Origin of the sequence: Pseudomonas sp. MWU13-2105 (assembly GCF_023242315.1) — a bacterium.
GTDB lineage: Bacteria > Pseudomonadota > Gammaproteobacteria > Pseudomonadales > Pseudomonadaceae > Aquipseudomonas.
Genome location: NZ_JALLIY010000013.1, coordinates 105,838 through 125,182, shown reverse-complemented (window position 1 = coordinate 125,182; position 19,345 = coordinate 105,838). Strand labels below are relative to the sequence as shown.

Annotated in this window: 17 protein-coding genes and 1 pseudogene; 8 read left to right on the top strand and 10 right to left on the bottom strand. The window is 62.4% G+C overall.

Annotated features, from left to right (window positions below):
- Nucleotides 1-26 precede the first annotated feature (26 nt).
- The 5 genes from M5B96_RS20000 (at nucleotide 27) to M5B96_RS19980 (ending at nucleotide 5,264) form a co-directional block, all read left to right on the top strand.
- Entirely contained in the window at nucleotides 27-1,064 is a 1,038-nt protein-coding gene (locus tag M5B96_RS20000; RefSeq protein ID WP_318654854.1) for a LacI family DNA-binding transcriptional regulator, read from the top strand.
- A gap of 106 nt (nucleotides 1,065-1,170) precedes the next feature.
- Nucleotides 1,171-1,959, top strand: coding sequence for a sugar phosphate isomerase/epimerase family protein (locus M5B96_RS19995; protein ID WP_248798553.1), 789 nt, complete (start codon nucleotides 1,171-1,173; stop codon nucleotides 1,957-1,959).
- Complete coding sequence (locus M5B96_RS19990; RefSeq protein ID WP_248798551.1) at nucleotides 1,952-2,905, top strand: sugar kinase; 954 nt, start codon at nucleotides 1,952-1,954, stop codon at nucleotides 2,903-2,905. Before M5B96_RS19995 ends, M5B96_RS19990 begins: the two co-directional genes overlap by 8 nt.
- 63 nt (nucleotides 2,906-2,968) lie before the next feature.
- A complete protein-coding gene (locus tag M5B96_RS19985) occupies nucleotides 2,969-4,267 on the top strand; it encodes an MFS transporter (RefSeq protein ID WP_248798549.1) in 1,299 nt (432 codons plus the stop codon).
- A gap of 19 nt (nucleotides 4,268-4,286) precedes the next feature.
- Nucleotides 4,287-5,264, top strand: a complete 978-nt coding sequence (locus M5B96_RS19980; protein WP_248798547.1) for an NAD(P)-dependent oxidoreductase — start codon at nucleotides 4,287-4,289, stop codon at nucleotides 5,262-5,264.
- A 47-nt stretch (nucleotides 5,265-5,311) separates the two neighbouring features.
- Here the strand turns inward: M5B96_RS19980 and M5B96_RS32770 are convergent, their stop codons facing one another.
- The 6 genes and pseudogenes from M5B96_RS32770 to M5B96_RS19955 all read right to left on the bottom strand — a co-directional run bounded on the left by M5B96_RS32770 (nucleotide 5,312) and on the right by M5B96_RS19955 (nucleotide 11,067).
- A complete protein-coding gene (locus M5B96_RS32770; protein WP_371917161.1) occupies nucleotides 5,312-6,175 on the bottom strand; it encodes a methyl-accepting chemotaxis protein in 864 nt (287 codons plus the stop codon).
- A pseudogene (locus M5B96_RS32765) lies at nucleotides 6,170-6,922 on the bottom strand (MCP four helix bundle domain-containing protein); the annotation flags it as partial. The pseudogene M5B96_RS32765 and the gene M5B96_RS32770, both read right to left, overlap by 6 nt.
- Nucleotides 6,923-7,280: 358 nt before the next feature.
- Nucleotides 7,281-8,360 carry a polyamine ABC transporter substrate-binding protein gene (locus M5B96_RS19970; RefSeq protein ID WP_248798544.1) on the bottom strand — a complete coding sequence of 360 codons (1,080 nt, stop codon included), beginning with the start codon at nucleotides 8,358-8,360 and terminating at the stop codon, nucleotides 7,281-7,283.
- Nucleotides 8,361-8,410: 50 nt separating this feature from the next.
- Nucleotides 8,411-8,752: a cupin domain-containing protein gene (locus M5B96_RS19965; RefSeq protein WP_248798542.1), complete on the bottom strand. Its 342-nt coding sequence runs from the start codon at nucleotides 8,750-8,752 to the stop codon at nucleotides 8,411-8,413.
- Between the two features lie 43 nt (nucleotides 8,753-8,795).
- Entirely contained in the window at nucleotides 8,796-10,202 is a 1,407-nt protein-coding gene (locus tag M5B96_RS19960; RefSeq protein WP_248798540.1) for an NAD(P)/FAD-dependent oxidoreductase, read from the bottom strand.
- A gap of 49 nt (nucleotides 10,203-10,251) precedes the next feature.
- Nucleotides 10,252-11,067, bottom strand: a complete 816-nt coding sequence (locus M5B96_RS19955) for an AraC family transcriptional regulator (protein WP_248798539.1) — start codon at nucleotides 11,065-11,067, stop codon at nucleotides 10,252-10,254.
- A gap of 169 nt (nucleotides 11,068-11,236) precedes the next feature.
- On the opposite strand from M5B96_RS19955, the gene M5B96_RS19950 reads away from it, so the two are divergent.
- Complete coding sequence (locus tag M5B96_RS19950; protein WP_248798538.1) at nucleotides 11,237-11,527, top strand: DUF1652 domain-containing protein; 291 nt, start codon at nucleotides 11,237-11,239, stop codon at nucleotides 11,525-11,527.
- A gap of 130 nt (nucleotides 11,528-11,657) precedes the next feature.
- Here the strand turns inward: M5B96_RS19950 and M5B96_RS19945 are convergent, their stop codons facing one another.
- Nucleotides 11,658-14,123: a UvrD-helicase domain-containing protein gene (locus tag M5B96_RS19945; RefSeq protein WP_248798537.1), complete on the bottom strand. Its 2,466-nt coding sequence runs from the start codon at nucleotides 14,121-14,123 to the stop codon at nucleotides 11,658-11,660.
- 271 nt (nucleotides 14,124-14,394) lie between these two features.
- Here M5B96_RS19945 and M5B96_RS19940 point away from each other — a divergent pair, with 271 nt between their 5' ends.
- Nucleotides 14,395-15,093, top strand: coding sequence for a pirin family protein (locus tag M5B96_RS19940; RefSeq protein ID WP_248798535.1), 699 nt, complete (start codon nucleotides 14,395-14,397; stop codon nucleotides 15,091-15,093).
- A 188-nt stretch (nucleotides 15,094-15,281) separates the two neighbouring features.
- Here the strand turns inward: M5B96_RS19940 and pgm are convergent, their stop codons facing one another.
- Nucleotides 15,282-16,928, bottom strand: coding sequence for a phosphoglucomutase (alpha-D-glucose-1,6-bisphosphate-dependent) (gene pgm, locus M5B96_RS19935; protein ID WP_248798533.1), 1,647 nt, complete (start codon nucleotides 16,926-16,928; stop codon nucleotides 15,282-15,284).
- A gap of 164 nt (nucleotides 16,929-17,092) precedes the next feature.
- The gene (locus tag M5B96_RS19930; RefSeq protein ID WP_248798531.1) at nucleotides 17,093-17,362 is read right to left on the bottom strand and encodes a DUF1652 domain-containing protein; all 270 of its coding nucleotides are present in this window, start codon (nucleotides 17,360-17,362) and stop codon (nucleotides 17,093-17,095) included.
- A gap of 426 nt (nucleotides 17,363-17,788) precedes the next feature.
- Here M5B96_RS19930 and eco point away from each other — a divergent pair, with 426 nt between their 5' ends.
- Entirely contained in the window at nucleotides 17,789-18,271 is a 483-nt protein-coding gene (gene eco, locus M5B96_RS19925) for a serine protease inhibitor ecotin (protein ID WP_248798529.1), read from the top strand.
- A gap of 11 nt (nucleotides 18,272-18,282) precedes the next feature.
- Here the strand turns inward: eco and ilvA are convergent, their stop codons facing one another.
- A complete protein-coding gene (gene ilvA / locus M5B96_RS19920) occupies nucleotides 18,283-19,314 on the bottom strand; it encodes a threonine ammonia-lyase, biosynthetic (RefSeq protein ID WP_248798527.1) in 1,032 nt (343 codons plus the stop codon).
- Nucleotides 19,315-19,345 lie beyond the last annotated feature (31 nt).

Genomic DNA, 19,345 nt, shown 5'->3' with positions numbered 1-19,345 from the left:
ATAACTCCAAGAAAAGGTTTCAGGCCGTGAACAGTTTTTCCGCTGCCCAGCGCAGCCGCGTGACCATGCTCGATGTCGCCGAACGTGCCGGGGTTTCCAAGGCCAGTGTGTCGCGCTTTATAGGCGATGACCGGGCCCTGCTCTCCGAAGCCATCGCCTTGCGTATCGAGCAGGCGATCAGCGAACTGGGCTACCGCCCCAACCAGATGGCCCGCGGCCTGAAACGCGGCCGTACACGCCTGATCGGCATGCTGGTGGCGGATATCCGCAACCCTTATTCGATTGCCGTGATGCATGGCGTGGAAACCGCCTGTCGCGCCCACGGCTACAGCCTGGTGGTGTGCAACACCGACCGCGACGACCAGCAGGAACGCCTGCACCTGGCGGCGCTGCGCTCGTATAACATCGAAGGCCTGATCCTCAACACCCTCGGTCATCATCTCGAAGAACTGCAGGAACTGCAGCGGGAGATGCCGATGGTACTGGTCGATCGCAAGGTCGAGCAGTTGGACAGTGACCTGGTCGGCCTCGACAACGCCGCCGCCGTGCACAGCGCCATCGACCACCTGGAGCAACAGGGTTACCGCGACCTGATGCTGGTCAGTGAACCGCTGGACGGCACCAGCTCACGGCTGGAGCGGATCGAGCACTTCAACCGCGAGATCGCCAGGCGTGCCTCCCTGAGCGGTCGCATCGGCCATACCGGCTCCTCATTGCAGGGGCAGTTGGAAGATTTCCTCGCCGCCCCGGGCGCCGGTCCCAAAGCACTCTTCTGCGCCAACGGCATCGCCGCCCTGGCTGGCGTCCAGGCCCTTCGCGAACTGGGCTGCAAGCTGTTCGACGATATCGGCCTGATCGCCCTGGACGACCTGGAATGGTTCCCGCTGGTGGGCAGCGGCATCAGTGCCCTGGCCCAACCTACACAGCAGATCGGCGCCAGCGCCTTCGACTGCCTGTTCAAACGCCTGCGCGGCGACAAGGGCGCCGCGCGAGCCATCGACTTCCCCGCGCGACTGATGGTCCGCGGCTCAACCCGACGAGCGAAAACGGAACACCCCTCGTAGGGCGGCGAACCGGGACAACAGGCTCTGCCTGAGCCCTCCCACGACACGCACGCCCCTTGATACAGACTCGGTAAAAAATGAAACCGGTTTCAGAGGTAGCACAACAATGAAAGAACAGCTGTTTCCCGTCTCTATCAGCCTCTCCAGTTATGGCGCGACGCTGGTCCGTGAACGCGGCCAGGAAAGTTTTATCGAACTGCTGGCCGAGGCCGGTGCCCGCCGGATCGAGGTACGCGAAGAGCTGCTGACCCAGGAAGACCCACAACGCTTTGCCAGCCGCGCGGCGGCCGTGGGCCTGGAATGCGCCTACTCGTCGCCCCTGGAATTGTGGCCCGCCGGTCAGTCGCGTCCTGATTCGCAACTGGCGGCGACCCTGCGGCGCGCCGAAGCCTTTGCGGCCCGCTGGCTGAAGGTCTCCCTGGGCTATTTCAGCGAAAACAGCGACCTGTCGGCCCTGGCGGGGTTGTTATCGACATCACCTGTGCGCTTGCTGGTGGAGAACGACCAGACCACCCAGGGCGGCCGCATCGAACCCCTGCTGCGCTTTTTCGATCAGGTCGAGCAACAGCGCCTGCCGGTGAAAATGACCTTCGATATCGGCAACTGGCACTGGCAGGACCAATCCGCCAGCAGTGCCGCACGCTTGCTCGGCCGGCATGTCGACTACCTGCACTGCAAGGCCGTGGCCCGGCGCGCGGATGGCAAGCTTGTCGCCCGGCCACCAGGCGCCATCGACCTGGAGCGCTGGGAACGTTTGATGGAGCAGATGAGTCAAGGTTTGACCCGGGCCGTGGAGTACCCGCTGCTGGGCGACGACCTGTTGGCCGTCACCCGCGAACAGGTACAAACCCTGGCCCGCCTGGGCCGCTCCATGGAGGAAACGACCCATGTCTGAGATCGAGATCCTCTCATTCGGCGAAACCATGGCGATGTTCGTCGCCGAACAATGCGGCGACCTGGCCCGGGTCGGGCACTTCCACAAGCGCATTGCCGGGGCCGACAGCAACGTCGCCATCGGCTTGGCGCGCCTGGGATTCAAGGTCAACTGGCTGAGCCGGGTCGGCGCCGACTCCCTCGGCCGCTTCGTGGTCGACACCCTGCAGGGCGAAGGTCTGCACTGCGATTACGTCGACATCGACCCCAGCTATCCCACCGGCTTTCAACTCAAGTCCAGGGAAGACCTCGGCCAGGACCCGCGAGTGGAATATTTCCGCCGTGGCTCGGCCGCCAGTCGCCTGTCAGTCGCCGATATCCGCCCGCAGTTGCTCGAGGCCCGCCATCTGCACGCCACCGGCATTCCTCCGGCCCTGTCGGCCAGCGCCCGCGAGCTGTCATTCGAGCTGATGACCCGCATGGCGGCTGCCGGGCGTAGCGTGTCCTTCGATCCCAATCTGCGGCCGGGCCTGTGGACCAGCGAAAAGCAGATGATCAAGGACATCAATGCCCTCGCCGCCCTCGCCCATTGGATCCTGCCGGGGCTCGGCGAAGGCCGCTTGCTGAGCGGCTACCAGGAACCGCGCGACATCGCCGCCTTCTATCTCGACCAGGGCGCCGCCGTCGTGGCCATCAAGCTCGGGGCCGACGGTGCCTACTATCGGACCCAGCGCGACGAGGGTTTCGTCGCCGCGGTGCCGGTGCAAACCGTGGTCGACACGGTGGGCGCCGGTGACGCCTTTGCCGTCGGGGTGATCAGTGCGCTGCTGGAAAACCACAGCGTGGCCCAGGCCGTGACACGTGGCAACTGGATCGGCGCCCAGGCGGTGCAGAGCCGCGGCGACATGGAAGGCCTGCCGACCCGGGAACAGCTGACAGCGGCCGGCCGGCCCGTATCCGCCGGCTAAGCAAGACCGTGTTTTTTGAATGCCACCTGCTGCGACAAAAACAACAAGCTCAGGAGCCACACCATGCATACGTTGAAACTCGCCACCCGCCGCTGGTGGTACATCATGCCCATCGTCTTTATCACCTACAGCCTGGCATACCTCGATCGCGCCAACTACGGCTTCGCCGCCGCCTCGGGCATGGCCGCCGACCTCAACATCACTCCGGGCCTGTCGTCACTGCTCGGTGCGCTGTTCTTTCTCGGTTACTTCTTCTTCCAGGTGCCCGGTGCCCTTTACGCGCAAAAGCACAGTGTGAAGAAGCTGATCTTCGTCAGCCTGATTCTCTGGGGCGGCCTGGCCACTCTCACCGGCATTGTCTCCAATGCCTATATGCTGGTCGGCATCCGCTTCATGCTCGGCGTGGTCGAAGCCGCCGTGATGCCGGCGATGCTGGTGTACCTGTGCCATTGGTTCACCCGCGCCGAGCGCTCACGGGCCAATACCTTCCTGATCCTCGGCAACCCGGTGACGATGCTCTGGATGTCGGTGGTCTCGGGCTATCTTGTGCAGCACTTCAGCTGGCGCTGGATGTTTATCGTCGAGGGCCTGCCGGCAGTGATCTGGGCCTTTATCTGGTGGCGCCTGGCCGACGAGCGTCCGGCCCGGGCGAGCTGGCTCAGCGCGCGGGAAAAACACGATCTGGACAGCGCCCTGGCGGCCGAGCAGGTCGGCATCAAGGCGGTGAAAAACTATGCCCAGGCCTTCCGCGAACCCAAGGTGATCATCCTCGCCCTGCAGTTTTTCTGCTGGAGCATCGGCGTCTACGGTTTTGTGCTGTGGCTGCCGTCGATCCTGAAAAGCGGGTTGAAGATGGACATGGTCGAAGCCGGCTGGCTGTCGGCCTTGCCCTACCTGGCGGCGGTGATCGCGATGCTCGCGGTGTCCTGGGGCTCGGACAAGCTGCAACGACGCAAACGCTTTGTCTGGCCGCCGCTGCTGGTGGCGTCGGTGGCCTTCTATGCCTCCTACGCCCTGGGCGCGGAGCATTTCTGGTGGTCCTACAGCCTGCTGGTGATCGCCGGCGCCTGCATGTACGCGCCCTACGGGCCGTTCTTCGCCATCGTCCCGGAAATCCTCCCGGCCAACGTCGCCGGCGGCGCCATGGCACTGATCAACAGCATGGGTGCCCTGGGCTCCTTCGGCGGCTCGTACCTGGTGGGTTACCTGAACAGCGAAACCGGCTCGCCGGGAGCTTCCTACCTGTTGATGAGCGGCGCCTTGCTGCTGTCAGTGATCCTGACCGTGTTCCTCAATCCCGGCGCCAGCGATCGCGCAGCCCCCAAGGGCTTGCCAAGGCCGCGCGCGCTCTCCCATCCCTGAACCCTGTCGAGCGAATCCAATGAAAAAACCGGTTGTGTTGTACAAGAAGCTCTCGCCCCCGCTGATGGCCCGCCTGCATGAGCACACCCAGGTCACCCTGATCGACGACCTCGGTGACAACGGCCTGGCGCAACTGCGCGCCGCCCTGCCCGCGGCCCACGGCCTGCTCGGTGCCAGCCTGAAGCTGGACGCCGCGCTGCTCGACCTGGCGCCACGGCTGGAAGCCATCGCCAGCGTTTCGGTGGGGGTCGACAACTACGACATCGATTACCTGACCCGCCGGCGGATCCTGCTCAGCAACACCCCCGATGTGCTCACCGAAACCACCGCCGACACCGGCTTCGCCCTGATCCTGGCCAGTGCCCGACGGGTGGTGGAACTGGCGAACCTGGTGCGCAACGGACAGTGGATGCGGAATATCGGTCCACTGCATTTCGGCACGGATGTGCATGGCAAGAAGCTCGGCATCATCGGCATGGGCCGGATCGGTGAAGCCCTGGCCCAGCGCGGGCATTTCGGCTTCGGCATGCCGGTGCTCTATCACAGCCACTCACCCAAGCCCGAGGTGGAGCGGCGCTTCAATGCGCGCTACCTGGGACTGCACGAACTGTTGCGGGAAGCCGACTTTATCTGCCTGACCCTGCCCCTGACCCCTCAAACCGAGGGGCTGATCGGTGCCGGGGAATTGGCCCTGATGCGCCCGGAAAGCATCCTCATCAATATTTCCCGGGGCAAGGTGGTGGACGAGCAGGCGCTGATCCAGGCCTTGCAGAGTCGGCAGATCCGTGGCGCCGGCCTGGACGTATTCGAGCGCGAACCGCTGGCGGCGGACTCGCCCTTGCTGAGCTTGAACAATGTGGTGGCCACGCCGCATATCGGTTCGGCCACCCACGAGACCCGCGAAGCCATGGCCCGCTGCGCGGTGGACAACCTGCTGGCGGCGCTGGCCGGAGAACGACCGGCGAACCTGGTCAATCCGCAGGCCTACCAGCACTGACAGCGGTGCCGGTGCGAGCGGTGCCAGGACGCGGCAACGCTCGCGGCTCAGATCACGAAGCGCGCAACCATGGTATTGAGGTCCACCGCCAGGCGCGACAGTTCGTGGCTGGCGGCACTGGTCTGGTTGGCTCCGGCGGCAGACTGGGATGCCAGGTCGCGGATGTTCACCAGGTTGCGATCCACTTCACGGGAGACCTGCGCCTGCTCTTCCGAGGCGCTGGCGATCACCAGGTTGCGCTCGTTGATCAGGTTGATCGAGTGGGTGATCTGCTCCAGCGCCACACCGGCGGCACGCGCCGTTTCCAGGGTGCTCTGGGTCCGCTGGTTGCTCTGCTGCATCGATTGCACGGCCTGACCGGTGCCATTCTGGATACCGGCGACCATCTGCTCGATTTCCTTGGTCGACTGCTGGGTGCGATGGGCCAGCGCCCGCACTTCATCGGCCACCACCGCGAAACCGCGCCCGGCCTCGCCCGCCCGCGCGGCTTCGATGGCGGCGTTGAGGGCCAGCAGGTTGGTCTGTTCGGCAATCGCGCGGATCACGTCGAGCACCTGGCCGATGTCGCGCCCCTGGGTCGCCAAGCCTTCAATCAGTACCGAGGTGCTTTGCACGTCCTGGGTCATGGCCTGGATCGCCTCCACCGTCTGCACCACACGGTCGCGTCCTTCCCGTGCCGCCTGGTTCGACTGCTGCGAAGCTTCCGAGGTCGACACCGCATTGCGCGCCACTTCTTCGACCGCGCTGGTCATTTCGTTGACCGCCGTGGCCGCCTGCTCGATCTCGTTGTTCTGCTGCTGCAGCCCGCGGGACGACTCCTCGGTCACCGCGCTGAGCTCTTCAGCCGCCGACGCCAACTGCGTGGCCGAACCGGAGATCTGTTCGATGGTCTTGCGCAGGTTGCCTTGCATCTTCGATAACGCACCGAGCAAACGGGCCGGCTCATCCTTGCCCTCGCTGGCAATGGCCTTGGTCAGGTTGCCGCCAGCAATGGTTTCAGCCGCCTGGACCGCCAGGTTCAGCGGCATCACGATGCTGCGGGTCAACAACCAGGCCAGCAGCACGGTCGCCAACGCCGCGATCACCGAGACCAGGATAATGCCGAAACTGGCACTGCGGTATTCCTCGCCAGCCAGGGCCGACGTGGCTTTGGCCCCGGCCTTGTTGATATTCACCAACTGGTTGAGCTGCACTCCCATCAGGTCCGTGCCGGCCTTGATCTGGTTGTTGATCAGCCTACGCATCTCGTCGACCTTGTTCTGGCGCGACAACTCCAGCATCTGGTTCTGGTCCCGCATATAGGTATCCAGCGTCGCCTCGAACTCCTTGTACTTGGCCAGTTCTTCGCCGTCAGCCGGCAAGTCGGCATAACTCTTCTGATCCTTGCGAACCTTTTCCACCAACGCCGAGATCCGCGTTTCAGCTTCCTGCAAATCCGCCGGTTCGCGGTTGACCAACACGCGAAACGACAGAAGGCGCAAGCGCAGCACATCTTCGATCACATTGCCGAGGTATCCCACACTGGGCAGTTGATTCGTTTCCATGTCGATGGAAGCCTGACGAATCACCGTCATGCGGGTCTGGGCAAAGACTCCCAGCGCGATCACCAGTAATGCAATGAATGCAAAACCGAGAAAGGCGCGAGGAGCAATATTCATATTTCGTAGGGACATGGGCTGCTCTCTATGGACGTGAGGACTACTAGCTTCCATGCCGGAGACGTGCCGGATAGCAAAAGGCCGTACCGACAGTGCTGGCACCACTCTTCTTGTCGACGGTGGGCTTGCATCTGATTATCGGCAGGCGTTGTGATTTTATTCAGGGGGCCATGAAAAAATATTTCACTTTATGAGCGACCTGTGAACAGGTGCCTCAAGACTGACACATTGGATCCCTTACACAATTGAAGTTATGGCTATACGCCATCATTGCATCCATGTCCGCTCAATCAATAACAGGAGTAACTTGTGGGCGTACCAGCGGACTCCCACAAGTGGATCACACAGTTGTAGCGAATCATTCTCCGGTCTTGATCTTGCTCCACAGGCGCGTACGAATCCGGTCGATATTCAACGGCATCGCTTCCAGGGCAAACAGCTTGCCCATCATTTCCGGACTCGGGTAAACCTTGGTATCGGCCTTGAGCGCCGGGTCCACCAGGGCATCGGCCGCCGCGTTGCCGTTGGCGTACTTCACATAGTTGCTGATGCTGGCCATCACCTCCGGGCGCAGCAGATAGTTCATAAAGGCGTAACCGGCTTTCTCATCCGGGGCATCGGCCGGCATGGCCACCATATCGAACCAGATGGCGGCGCCTTCCTTGGGAATCGAGTAGCCGATGTTAATACCGTTGTTCGCTTCCTTGGCCCGACTCTCGGCTTGCAGGATATCGCCGGAGAAGCCGACTGCGACACAGATATCGCCGTTGGCCAGGTCACTGACGTACTTGGAGGAATGGAAATAAGCCACATAGGGACGCACTTTCATCAGCAAGGTTTCGGCTTTCTTATAGTCCGCCGGGCTCTTGCTGTGGTGTGGCAGGTGCAAGTAATTCAAGGCCGCCGGAAGCAACTCGGGGCCATTATCGAGTATCGCCACCCCGCACTTCTGCAGTTTCTGCATGTTCTCGGGCTTGAAGATCAAATCCCAGGAGTCCAGCGGCGCACTGTCGCCGAGGACCGCCTTGACCTTGTCGATGTTGTAGCCGATGCCGGTACTGCCCCATAGGTACGGGAAACCATGTTGATTGCCGGGGTCGTTGACCTCAAGCGCCTTGAGCAACGCCGGGTTGAGGTTCTTCCAGTTCGGCAACTGGCTCTTGTCGAGTTTTTTCAGCGCCCCACCCTCGATCTGCCGGGCCATGAAGTGGTTGGACGGAAACACCACATCGTAGCCGGACTTGCCGGTCATCAACTTGCCATCCAGGGTTTCGTTGCTGTCATAGACGTCATAGCTGAAACCGATCCCGGTATCCGCCTGGAAGCTCTTGGTGGTATCCGGGGCGATATACTCCGACCAGTTAAAGATCTTGACTGTCTCGGCCGCCTGGCCGAGGGACGCGACCAGCATCAAGGGAACAAGGGACATACGGATCATGAGTCGATTCCTGTGTGAGTTTTTGTTGGCAGGTTCGGGCGATCAGAGGATCAGAAAATCAGCACATAGGTCTTGCGCACGGTTTCCTCGATATCCCAGATCCCGGTGCTGTTGGCCGGCAACATCAGTGCATCGCCGGCTTCTATTTGTAAGGGCTCGCCGTGGTCCGGGGTAAAGGTGCAGCGCCCCTGGATGAAGTGACAGAACTCCTGGGCGACGATCTGCCGCCGCCAGCGACCGGGAGTGCATTCCCAGATCCCGGTTTCGACGCCGTCGTCGCGCTCGACGCAGGTGACCGAAGCCAGCGAAACCTGCTCGCCGAGGGGCACCGCCACCGGATTGGAAACCTCAAGGACGGCAGTGCCGGTGTGTTTGAATTGCGTAATGCTCATAGGCTTGATCCCGCGGATGGATGAGCCGGCGCCCAGGCGCCGGTTACTGCATGAAACCTTCCATGAAGCCGGCCACGCCACTGGCCAGCTTGCGCCGCCACGGCGCTGTGTTGGGGTTGGCCAGGGTCTGGTCCTCATGGACGAAACTGCGGATGATCGCGTTGTAGCCCAGCCAGCGGCAGGGCTCGGGCTCCCAGGCCTTCAGCACCTGGAGACCGCCCTCGCGGATCACCCAGGGTTGCCGGACCCGCTCGCTGTCCCGTTCAAGGATCAGGTCGGCCAGGGTTTGCCCGCCCAGGTGGCTGGCGCCCACGCCCTCGCCGCCGTAACCGCCGGCCAGGGCGATGCCGTTGGCCCGGTCGCAGAGCATGTGCGGATGGAAGCTTCGCGACATCCCCAGGTTGCCGCCCCAGGAATGGGTGATGCGGACCTTCTTCAGTTGCGGGAACAGTTCGCCGAACAGGTAGCGCCGCAATCCGATTTCGCTGGCGGTGAGATCGAAGTCATGCCGTAGCCGACCGGCAAAGCGATAGCCGCCGCGGGCGCCGAAGATCAAGCGGTTGTCCGCCGAACGCTGGCCATAGGTGACCTGGCGGCTGCTCTCGCTGAAGGCCTGGCCCTGGCTTAGACCAATCTGCTCCCAGGTTGCCTCGGACAAAGGTTCGGTGGCCACCAACAGGCTTTGCACCGGCAGTTGATAACGGCCCAGGGGCGGCAACGTCACCGAGTAGCCTTCCACGGCCGGGACCACCCAGCGACTGCGGATCTGTGCCCGGGCCGTGCGCAAGTGGCCAGGACGCCAATCGGTCACCGGACTGTTTTCGAAGATCGGCACGCCCAGGCGCTCGACGGCCCGGGCCAGGCCACGCACCAGCTTGGCCGGCTGGACGGTAGCGACATGGGCGGCTTGAATGCCGCCGTAGGGCCGGGCAACACGAATCTGCCGGGCCAGTTGCTCGGGGCTCAGCCAGCAGTAGTCGCTCTCGTTGAGGCCTTGTTTGTAGAGTTTGTCCAGATAGGCGCGCAGGCTGTGCTCCTGCTCGGGGTAACGCGCGGCGCAGTACAGCGCGCCACCTTTGCGGTAGTCGCAGTCGATGCCCTCGCGATCGGTAACCTGTTTCACCGCGTCGGGAATCGCATGCAACAAGTCAAACGAAGCTCGCCGCTGTTCGGGCGACAGCGCGGCCAATAGACGGTCTTCGCCCAGCAGATTGCCCATCACCCAACCGCCATTGCGCCCCGAGGCGCCGAAACCGGCGGTCTGCGCCTCGACAATCACCACATTCAATTGCGGGGCCTGGCGCTTGAGGTAATACGCGGTCCAGAGCCCGGTATAACCGGCGCCGACAATCGCCACATCAACATCCAGGTCCTGCTCCAGGGAGGCCCGGGACGTCAGCGACTCATCGAGCTGATCCATCCATAAACTGATATTGCGCCATGCCGGCATTCCAGACTCCACAACCTGTAACAGATGGTTGCGATCCTAGTACCAGCGCTCAGAGGCTGTCTTGCGCGCGTGCACGCAGAGAAATTTGCTTGGCATAAGCCTTGGGCGACAGGCCGGTGTGCTCGCGAAAGCACTTGTAGAAGGCCGACAGGGAATTGAACCCGGCGGCGAACGCCAGCTCATCGATACGTAGCGGTGGCACGGCCTTGTCCAGCGCGGCCAGCAGATGCTGCAAGCGCGCCTGGTTGACGTAGCGGTAGAAACTCTGGCCGAGCACCTGGTTGAGCAGATAGGAAATCTGATTGCGGCTGTAACCGCACTCCCTGGCCACCCGCTGCAAGTCCAGGTCGGGGTCCAGGTAGGCTTGCCGGCGCTGGAAATACTGTTGCAGGTCGGCCGCCATGAAGCTCAGTTGCCGCGGCGACAAGCCCAGGCGACTGGCCGCCGCGCGCAGGCCACCGGGCGTTTCGCGGGTGACCTGTTCACGGACCAGGGAAGCATACTCGTTGACGCGCCAGATCAGGCCGTCACGCACGGTGATCGCCTCGCTGGAACGAAACGACACCAGGCCCTGGCCACCCCGCAGGGTGGTCTGGTATTGGATAAACGCGGTGTTGCCATCCAGGCGGATGCGGTCGCTGTGCTCCAGGGCTTCGTCCGATTCACGCGGCATGCTCGAGCGCACGTATTCACGCAATTCCGCGAGCCCCAGGACGCGGTTCTGAAAGAAGTCGTGGTACTGGACCTCGGGGTGGTAAAGCGCCATCACCCCGTCGAGGTCGCGATGTTTCCAGCACAGGTGGTAACGCAGCACGGCTTCGCCGGTCGCCCGGGTCTGCTGCGGGCCGTCATCGTCGTCAGACATGGCGCACTCGAATCAAGGTATATAGACGCAGATCAAATTACACGAAAACAGTTGCCGAACGGCTTGAAAAACTCTCCTGCATCCATTGAACGGATGCTATTTTTAAGCCTTGCGCGGGTGGGACCATGAGGTCCCGCCGTTCCTACCGACGAGCAAAAGGAAGTGCTCAATGAAACAGGTGGGCAAGATGAGTGAAGTCTTCAGCAAGGTAACCTTTCCCAACGCTTGCCAACTGATGCGCTGGCATTTTCATCCCATGGGCTTCGAAGCCAGCATGGATGCGCCGGGCAGCATGGTCGCCCGGTTGTTCGACCGGGCCAGTGGCGAAACGCTGATCGTCATCGCCGGCATTCCTTGCGCCACGGTGATGAATGCCGCCGATGTCGAGCGGATCATCGAGGCGGTTGAAGATGAGCTCGAGGCCTTTGTGCCGCCCGTGAGCCTGCGGGCTGTCAACTGACTCGAAGGCTTGCCAGGCAGTCCTTGTGAGAGCGGAGCTTGCCCACGAAGCTTTTAGCGTGCTCACGGACGTCTTCGCGGGCAAGCTCCGCTCCCACAGGTTCAATATTCCATCTACCGCCGCACAACCTTCAGGGCTTGACCCGCAAATCAGCGAAAAACGCCTTGTCCGGCGCAATCCGATCCGAGGCCTTGGGCCCGTTCGCGGCCTGGCCATCCTGCCCGTCCAGATACCAGTAGCAGTGTTTCACCGCCCGGGTGATGCCAACGTACGCCAACCGCAGGATCTCGTCCTTTTGCGCATTGTCGTAGGCCTCGGCATCGCCATCGTCGCCCAGCCCGGCCAGGCGATAGACCTGGTTCTTGTAGGGCGAACGGGTCAGGTGCAGGCAATCACCGAGCAGGAACACCACATCGGCCTGCAGCCCCTTGGCACTGTGATAAGTCAGTTGCCTGAGCCGGCGCTGTCCGGCAGGCAAGCTAGAATCAACATTAACTACAGACGAAATATGCTCATTAATCAGTAACTTATCACTACTTTTTCGAAACAACATCAATACAGTTTCACCGTGCCGGTAATGTTCCTCCAGGCGCTTGGCCAAACCGGCATCGTCACGATCCAGCACCTTGACCGGCCACAGCTCCTTCGGCGCCCCGCTGGCCTTGGCCTTTTTCCCGGCAATCGCCGGTGCCGCGCGGACGATATGCTCGGCTGCATCGATAATGTGCTGGTGACTGCGGTAATTGTCGCTGAGCATGACCCGGGTCGTCGTCGGCGACGGGAACTGCTTGCTGAACTCCATGAAGTACTTGGGTGAGCTGCCGCGCCAACCATAAATCGATTGCCAGTCATCGCCCACGCATAACAGCGACGAATGCCGAGCCGCCCGGCCCACCTGCAGCGCCGGGCCGCGACGACGGATTTCCCGCAGGCTGGCCCGCAGCCAGGAGACGATCTGCGGTGAAACATCCTGGAACTCGTCGATCATCAGGTGCGACAACGGACGCAATAGCTCGTCGCTGAGCAGCGCCTGGTTTTCCGGGGTGTTTTCGCCAAACAGCGAGAACATGCGGTTATAGGTCATGATCGGTGGCGACTGGGCCAGCAGATGGCTCTCCAGGGCCTTCCAGAACAGGCTCAGGGCCTCGAAGAAGAAGCGGTCCGGATCGTCCTGGGCGAAACTCATCCGCGCCACGGCGGCGGGTACATCCAGGCCGAGGTTCTCGATAAAGCCGGCGGCCATCACAAAACAGTCGAGCAGCGGCGCCGATGCCAGCTCCCCCTTGACCTTGTAATCGAACCCGGGACCGGCCGTGACATCCCCGGCCAGGGATGCGAGAACACATTTTGCTGACTCGTAACTATCCAACCATATCAATGGTTTACGACAGAAAGCTTGAAATAGTGTGCGCTTTACCGCCCATTCCGCGCGCACTGTCAGCTTGGCCCCGGGACGACTGATCTGCGAACTCTCCCGGGGATCGAAGCCGAGCACCACCCAGGCCTCCAGCTCGGCGATGTAACCGTGGCAATGGAACGGCGAACCGTTGATCTCGATGACCTCGCGGTCCGGTTCAATTCCGCGGATCGGCCAGGCACCGGCACGAAACCATAGATCCTCCAGGGTATCGCACAGCTCCTCGTCGCGCTTGGACGCCAGCTCGGTGACCGCCATGCGCTTGCGCACATCCGGATGCTCCTGATCCAGCTCGCGCAGCTGCAAGGCCTGCTTGTAGAGCGGCACCAGCACTTCGCGAAAACGCGGATTATCCGTATGCAAACGCTGGTAGCAGGCATTCAACTGCTGGCGCTGGGCATCGTTGATCCGCAGGTCGAACGGGTTGCTGTCGGCACCGTCTTCAGCAAACAGGCTACGCTCGCTGAGGTTCTCGAACGCCTGCAACTGGCCGAAGCCCGGCAGGCTGCGGACCATGGGCAGTATCCGTGAGTGAAAGGTGCGTACCACGTCACGGGCATCCCGGGGGCTGAGCACGTGCCCCCAGAGGCCCATCACCTCTACCAGCTTGGCCATGAAGTCCTTGCGCGACTCTCGGGTGAAGGTCACCACGGTCATCGCGTCCAGCTCGAAGCCCAGGTAGTGGGTCAGCAGCAGGATACGCAGGACCAGCGAAGTCGACTTGCCGGCACCGGCACCGGCGATCACCGCCGTCGAGGGTGTGTCGCTGAAGATCATCTTCCATTGCGCCGCACTGGGTTGCGCGTGCGCGGGCAGGAGCCGGGCGACATCGGCCTTGATCCGCTTCTTCAGTTCCGCCGTCAGCGGCAGGCGCCAATCGTCGAACAGGTTATCGTCGACCCCGGGCGCACGATGCTCCTGCGGCCGCGAATCGCGGATCAGCAGGACCTGGCGTCCCTCCTCCAGGCCGTCGCGCCGTCCTTCCTCATAGCCGTACTCGACGCCCGCGCCGTGACCACTACGAAAACCGTCGGCCTGGCCCTGCAACCAGGACGCCACATGCTGGGCGCGCAGGCGACTCAGCCCGCCGCCCAGCAACTTGGCCAGCAAGCGCTTGAACAGGGGCAATTGAGCCAGGGAGGAAAGTTCGGCAGGCGGTTCGGGTGTCGGTAATGGCACGCTGACTCCAGGTAGGCGACGATCTGGGCGAAGGGCCTATGGTCGCTCCATTACGCCCCAAGTTCTAGTCAATTGCTTGTCGATCAGCCATTTAGGCGACGAATTGAAAGTCCGGAGAGAACTATACACATCGATAAAAACGATTAATTTAAGGCATTTTTTACGCTTTTTATCGATATCACTTTGATGGATGATCGCTGCCATCAACCACCGGTTACCGTCCTTCCCCGGCTTCTGCCGGCCCACGACGAACCTGAACAGGAGAAGACTCATGCTGCAACTTCGACCCTTCAAGACCCTGGGCGGCGCTCATCATGGCTGGCTGGATGCGCACCACCACTTTTCGTTCGCCGAATACCATGACCCACAACGCATGAACTGGGGCAACCTGCGGGTCTGGAACGACGATGTGATCGCTCCCGGCAGCGGTTTTCCAAAGCACCCGCACCGGGACATGGAAATCATCACCTATGTCCGTGAAGGCGCCATCAGCCACGAGGACAACCTCGGCAACAAGGGGCGCACCGAGGCCGGTGATGTCCAGGTCATGAGTGCCGGGACCGGGATCGCCCATAGCGAGTACAACCTGGAGTCGACACCGACCAAAATCTTCCAGATCTGGGTCATTCCCAACGAGGCCGGCTCCGCCCCGTCCTGGGGTGCCAAGCCGTTTCCCAAGGGCGAGCGTGGCGAAGGTTTCGTCACCCTGGCCAGCGGCAAGGCCGGCGACGACCAGAGCCTGCGGATTCGCGCCGATGCACGCCTGGTGGCGGCCAACCTGAAGGCCGGGGAAAGTGCCGAGTATCGCCTGGACAGTGGTCGACGCGCCTACCTGGTGCCGGCCACGGGGGTGATCGAGGTCAATGGCCTGCGTGCCGAGGCGCGTGACGGGATTGCGGTGGCTGATGAGCAGGTGCTGCGGGTGACCGCCGTGCAGGACAGCGAAATCATTCTGGTGGACCTGGCTTGACTCACTGATCGCCCCACTAAAAAGGGTGAACAACCATTGTGGCGAGCGGGCTTGCCCGCGCTGGGGTGCGAAGCACCCCTGAAACCAGCGAACTCGGTCTATCAGATAGACCGATATCTCCGGTTTCACGACTGCTTCGCAGTCGGGCGCGGGCAAGCCCGCTCGCCACGGCGTCGTGCTCCACGGGATCAGTTCGGGGAGATTGCCCCATCCACCAGCACCTGCGCTTCTTCCACCAGGCGCTTGAGGTGATCGTCACCGATAAAGCTCTCGGCATAGATCTTGTAAATGTCCTCGGTGCCCGAAGGCCGGGCGGCGAACCAGCCGTTCTCGGTCATCACCTTCAACCCGCCGATGGCCTGGTCGTTACCCGGCGCATGACTGAGGATGCGCTGGATCGATTCGCCAGCCAGTTGCGTGGAGGTCACCTGCTCCGGTGCCAGCTTGCTCAGCAGGGCCTTCTGCGCCGGCGTGGCCTTGGCATCGACGCGCACGGAGAACGGCTCACCCAGTTCATCGGTAAGGCCACGATAGATCTGGCTCGGATCGCGACCGCTGCGCGAGGTCATTTCCGCCGCCAGCAGGGCCGGGATCAAACCGTCCTTGTCGGTGGTCCAGACACTGCCGTCCTTGCGCAAGAACGAAGCTCCGGCGCTCTCCTCGCCACCAAAGCCAAGGGAACCGTCGAACAGGCCGTCGGCAAACCACTTGAAGCCCACCGGCACTTCGTACAGGCGCCGGCCCAGGCGAGCCGCGACCCGATCGATCAGGCCGCTGCTGACCACGGTCTTGCCGACCGCTGCGTCGGCGCGCCACTGCGGACGGTTCTGGAACAGGTAGTCGATGGACACCGCCAGGTAGCTGTTCGGCGCCAACAGGCCGCCGGAGGGGGTGACGATGCCGTGACGGTCATGGTCCGGGTCACAGGCAAAGGCCACGTCGAAGCGCTCCTTCAAGCCGATCAGGCCCTGCATCGCATGACTGGAGGACGGATCCATGCGGATCTTGCCGTCCCAGTCCACGCACATGAAGCGGAAGGTCGGGTCGACTTCGGTGTTGACCACTTCCAGGTTCAGTCGATAGTGCTCGGCAATTGCCGTCCAGTAACGCACCCCGGCCCCGCCCAACGGATCCACGCCCAGGCGCAGGTCGGCGGAACGGATGGCATCCAGGTCGATGACATTGATCAGGTCGGCCACATAGCTGTTGAGATAATCGTGACGATGGGTGGTGCTGGCCTTTAGCGCCTGCTCATAGCTGACGCGCTTCACGCCGGCCAGGCGATTGCCCAGCAGTTCGTTGGCCTTGGCCTCGATCCACTTGGTGACATGGGTATCGGCCGGGCCGCCGTTGGGCGGATTGTATTTGAAGCCGCCACTTTCCGGCGGATTGTGGGACGGGGTGATGACCACGCCGTCCGCCAGGCCCGAGGTGCGACCGCGGTTATAACAGATGATCGCATGGGACACGGCGGGCGTCGGCGTGTACTCGTCGCCGGCGGCGATCATGGTCTCTACGCCATTGGCGGCGAATACTTCCAGCGCACTGGCGCCGGCCGGCGTGGACAGGGCGTGGGTGTCGATGCCGACAAACAGCGGACCGTCGATCCCCTGCGCCTGGCGATACAGGCAGATGGCCTGGCTGATGGCCAGGACATGCCACTCGTTGAAACTCAGCTCGAACGAATTGCCACGATGTCCGGAAGTGCCGAAGGCCACACGCTGGGTGGAGATCGCCGCATCGGGCTGGCCGGTGTAATAGGCCGATACCAGTCGCGGGATATCAACCAGCAACTGTGCCGGTGCCGGCTTGCCCGCAAAAGGACTGAGTGTCATGCAAAACCTCTGGAGATGGATGGTACGGAGGAAGACGCGCAGTTTACTGGCAGTTCGACACTGACGTTAAGGGTTCTATCCGTTGGCGCGAAGATTTTCCACGGGACACGCGCTCCCCCGGCCGGGAAAGCGCATGTCTCAGTCGGCGTAGATGAAGCGGCGCGTCAGCGCGCCCGGACTTTCATTTCGCCAAGCGCGGCGACCTGATGAGTCTTCAGGTCATAACGCAACTCTGCAATAAGGTCGGAAATGGCCCGACTGCTATCAAGCGTCGACGCCTGGATGCCGGTGACCACCAGGTCGACCCGTTCGGACTTCCGATCGAAGACTCTCACCGTCAACGACTCGTCGGCGCCCAGGCTGCACTGGCAGCGCGTGGGCAGGAAGCTGCTCTCGATGATATTGCGCAATTCCAACGTGGATAATACTTGCATGGCGACTCTCTCCTTTATGTGAGACGGCCAGGTCTTGGGCAGAACAGCCAGGGTTAGCCATTCACATCTGCGTTTCAGGCGGGCGCCCGGTCCAGCCATGGAGGACGACACCGACTTTTAGATTAGGCCCTTTCACACGGCTCGTTAAGGTTATTCGTCCGACAATCCGACACAACCACCTAGCACGGCACGGGCGGAAACAAGATGAATTATTGTTTGTTGGAAAAATCAACGCGTTAGCGCGCTAATAGGCCCGCGCGTCAATGCAAAATGCATTAAATGCCTTCTAGGACCATGCCGTTTGCCGGTATCGTGGCAGACGCCCCTGGCCTGGACAGGTATCCAACGCCAGTGTCATTCGGCGCCGTGCCGCCACCGCATCCATCAAACGAGGGAGTCCCCCTCATGACAGGGCAACGAGAGCTCATGAATTCGACGACTATCGCCGCAACCTTCCTGCTGGCGCTAACCACCACCACTGGCGCGATCGCCGCCGACAAAGCCGATCTGGCGCCGTTCCCCAAGGCCGAGGACGGTTTCACCCGCTCGGTCATTCGGGTACCGAAGATGACCAAGGACTCCGATCACCGGGTCGAGATCATCGCCGGCAAGGTCATGCCCGTCGATTGCAATCAGAAACGCCTGAGCGGCAACCTCGACGAGAAAAACCTCGAGGGTTGGAGCTACTCCTATTACCGCCTGGAGAAAACCATCGGGCCGGTGTCGACGCTGATGGCCTGCCCGCCCGGCAGCAAGACGAAAAAAGATTTCGTCCCGGTGGTCGGCGACGGCTACATGTTGCGCTACAACAGCAAGCTGCCGCTGGTGATCTACGCCCCCGATGACCTCGAGATCCGCTACCGGATCTGGACGCCATCCAAGCTGGTCAAGCCAGCCAGCCGCGAGTAAGCGCTCGCGGCTCACGCGGCCCCGCCCAGGGCCGCGCGCTCGGCGACATGACGCAGGCTGTCGAAGTTGATGTTGGCCCCCGAGTTGATCGCTACCAGGGTCTGGCCGCGCAGCCCATGGGCCGCTACATATTGCTTGATGCCCGCCACCGCCAGTGCGCCGGAAGGTTCGGTGATGGAGCGGGTATCGTCATAGATGTCCTTGATCGCGCTGCAGAGCTGGTCATTGCTGACGGTGATGACCTCATCGACATGCGCCCGGCAGACCGCAAAGCCGTACGCACCGATCTGCGCCACGGCCACACCATCGGCAAAGGTCCCGACCTTGGGCAACACCACCCGCTCGCCGGCCCTTAGCGCCGCCTGCAGGCAACTGGAATGTTCCGACTCCACGCCGATGATGCGCACCTCCGGTCGCAGGTATTTGACGTAGGCGGCGATACCGGCGATCAGCCCGCCACCACCGACCGGCACAAAGATCGCATCCAGCGGCCCGGGATGCTGGTTGAGCAACTCCATGGCCACGGTCCCCTGCCCCGCGATCACATCCGGATCATCGAAGGGCGAGACAAAGGGACAAGCGCGCTCTTCGGCCAGTTGCAGGGCATGGGCCAGGGCAAACGGAAAACTCTCCCCATGCAGCACCGCCGTGGCCTCACGACTGCGCACGCCGCGCACTTTCAGTTCCGGTGTACTGGTGGGCATGACAATGGTTGCCTGGATCCCCAGGGTCCGGGCCGCCAGGGCCACGCCCTGGGCGTGATTACCCGCCGACGCGGTCACCACGCCGCGGCGGCGCTGCGCCTCACTGAGCCGGACCAGTTTGTTGTAGGCCCCGCGGATCTTGAACGAGAACGTCGGTTGCAGGTCTTCGCGCTTGAGCAGGATCTGATTGCCCAGGGCCAGGGACAGCGCCGGAGCCCCTTGCAGCGGCGTACAGATCGCCAGGTCGTAGACCGGCGCGGCAAGGATCTTTCGCACATAGTCCGCGAGCAGGTGGCTATCGGTGGCAGGTTCCGGGCGGGGTCTGGCGGTGCGGATCATGGCGGTCTCCGGGTATTCGGTTGGCCTCGGA